Origin of the sequence: Kineococcus siccus (assembly GCF_009906795.1) — a bacterium.
In the GTDB taxonomy this organism is placed as follows: Bacteria; Actinomycetota; Actinomycetes; order Actinomycetales; family Kineococcaceae; genus Kineococcus; species Kineococcus siccus.
This window is the reverse complement of the sequence record NZ_JAAALN010000439.1, coordinates 1-638: the sequence shown is the minus strand read 5'-3', so window position 1 is coordinate 638 and position 638 is coordinate 1. Positions and strand designations below refer to the sequence as shown.

Genomic DNA, 638 nt, shown 5'->3' with positions numbered 1-638 from the left:
CGCCAGCAGGACGGCGAGCAGGCCGCCCGCGGCGAGCTCGCCCGCGACCGCGGCGGCCGTCGTGAGCGCGGCCGGCCCGAGGTCGGCCATCCGGCCCCCGCCGGCCGCACCGCCCGCCGCGGCGGCCAGCAGGAGGACCCCGCCGCCGGCGAGGGCGGCCGTCACGACCGCGGTGCCGCAGCGCCGCAGCAGCCCGTGACCGCCGCCCGTCCGCCGGCCCTCGAGCAGGGTCACCCCGGCGCCGACGAGCACGGGCAGCAGGACGACGGCCCAGGCGCCCGCCGGGGTGGCGCCGGGCTGCGGCAGCGCCCCGAGCACCGGGACGGTGGGCAGGGTCTGCAGGACGGTGCCGCCGGGGGCGACCGAGGTGCCCACGCCGACCGCGAAGCCGGCGCCGCTCGTCCAGGCGAGGCCCCAGACGGCGAGGGTGGGCAGCAGCAGGGCCTGACCCGCGGTGAGCAGCGCGCCGCCCACGACGCCCGGCTGCAGCGCGCGGTGCAGCAGCAGCACCTCGTCGCGGTGCACCACGAGCGCGGCCGCGACCGCGAGGCCGCCGAGCGCGAGCAGGACGACGACGGCGGACACCGCGGGCCGCAGCGCCGACGCCACCCACCCCGGCAGGCCGGACGGCAGGCCGC

General features: G+C 82.4%; 1 protein-coding gene. It reads right to left on the bottom strand.

Annotated features, from left to right (window positions below; genetic code table 11):
* A partial coding sequence (locus GTR02_RS22025; RefSeq protein WP_240896214.1) for a cell division protein PerM occupies positions 1-638 on the bottom strand: 638 nt, incomplete at both ends.